The 1,644-nt window shown below is 64.2% G+C and carries 3 protein-coding genes; all 3 read left to right on the top strand.

The features are described 5' to 3' along the window. On the top strand, positions 1–750 hold a 750-nt coding region (locus tag RMO04_RS01750; protein WP_309643075.1), incomplete at its 5' end, for a lycopene cyclase family protein. An 86-nt stretch (positions 751–836) separates the two neighbouring features. Further along, positions 837–1,133, top strand: coding sequence for a hypothetical protein (locus RMO04_RS01745; RefSeq protein ID WP_309643074.1), 297 nt, complete (start codon positions 837–839; stop codon positions 1,131–1,133). Then, positions 1,130–1,644 (top strand): HAD family hydrolase (locus RMO04_RS01740; RefSeq protein WP_309643073.1); only part of this gene is annotated, 515 nt, incomplete at its 3' end. The genes RMO04_RS01745 and RMO04_RS01740, both read left to right, overlap by 4 nt.

Here is a 1,644-nt window from a genome sequence, read left to right as displayed (position 1 = left end):
ATCGGCGCCGACGGCGCCTCGTCCGCCGTCGGACGTCAGGCGCTGCCCAAGGAAGAAGCCCCGCCCTTTGTCTTCGCCTACCACGAGATCGTCAAAAGCCCGAAGCCCGCCGACGGCGCCGCCTTCGAGTCCCGCCGCTGCGACGTTTACTACAACGGCCGCTACTCACCCGACTTCTACGCCTGGGTCTTCCCCCACGGCGACACCACCAGCATCGGCACCGGCAGCGCCAATAAGGGCTTCTCGCTGCGCGGCTCCGTCGCCGATCTCCGGAATGAAATCGGCATGGCCGGCCACGAAACGATCCGCAAGGAAGGCGCCCCCATCCCCCTCCGCCCCCGCAAACGCTGGGACAACGGCCGCAACGTGATCGTTGCCGGTGACGCGGCCGGCGTCGTCGCACCCGCTTCCGGAGAGGGGATCTATTATGCCATGCTCTGCGGCCGGATCGTGGGTGAAAGCGTTGCCGAAGCCCTGCGCACGGGCGATGCCCGTAATCTCGCCACCGCCCGTAAGCGCTTCATGAAGGCGCATGGACGAGTGTTCTGGGTTCTCGGCATCATGCAGCGCTTCTGGTACGCGAATGATGCCCGCCGCGAACGCTTCGTAACCATGTGCAAGGATCCGGATGTGCAGATGCTGACCTGGCAAGCCTACATGCACAAGAAGCTGGTCAAGGCCAAGCCCATGGCGCATGTGCGCATCTTCGTGAAGGATATGGCGCATCTTCTTGGCGTGGTCCGTCCTTGAGCAATCGAGGGTCGCCGCCATGCTCGAGACCGGTCGCAGACAAACGAAAAGCCGGGACAAACCGGCGAAGGTAAGGTCGACGCAGCATGCAAGACGCAGTGTCCAGCGGCTTGATTACCGACATCATCTTAGGATTGATGGCGCTGGAACTGCTTGCTCTGTTCGCTCTCCGCCACCGCTTGAACGCTGGCCCCTCGCGCCTCGAGATCGTCGCCTCGCTCACAGCCGGCCTCTTCCTCATTCTTGCCCTCCGGATCGCATTGACCGGCGGCCCCTGGCAAGCGATCGCCGCGGCCCTGCTGGGCTCGCTTGCAGCACATATCACCGATCAGTGGCTGCGCTGGACGCGCACCGCCGCATCCCCGCCGGGCAGTGCACCATGAACCTTCAGGGCATCATCCTGCGCGCCGACGGCGTCATTGCCGAAACGGATACGCTTGAACGGTCGGTCCTCAATCATGTTGTCCAGTCCGCCGGCTACGATTGGAAATGCTCACGCGACACCTACGCCACGCTGCGCCAGCACGCACGCCGCCGCGACCGCTACCGCCAATTCGTCCGCCAGAACCTAGGCCACGGCCGCGGGTCTGAGGATTTCGAACGCCTCATCGACGTCATGACGCGCCACTCCGGTACCGTCGCGCGTCAACTGATCGACACGGACTATCTCGACCCCCGCCCTGGCGCGCGCGAACTTGCCTCCGCCGCCCGCCAGGAAGGCATCAAGATTGCCATCGTCTCAGCACTCCCCAAGCTCGAAGTCGAGCACCTCATGGCCCACCTCTTCGGCGAAGGCTCCAAGCGTCTGATCGCCTGCATCACCGCCCCCGACACGGACGACGGCGAAGAAAGTCTCCTCTCCGTCTACCAGCAGGCCGTCGAGAAACTGGGCAT

It is taken from the genome of Phenylobacterium sp., from assembly GCF_031412415.1.
Lineage (GTDB): Bacteria > Pseudomonadota > Alphaproteobacteria > Caulobacterales > Caulobacteraceae > Phenylobacterium.
This window is presented reverse-complemented; position numbering and strand designations above follow the sequence as displayed.

Coding starts and splice junctions, on each gene's coding strand:
- RMO04_RS01745 (WP_309643074.1), top strand. CDS start 837: ATGCAAGACGCAGTGTCCAGCGGCTTGATTACCGACATCATCTTAGGA.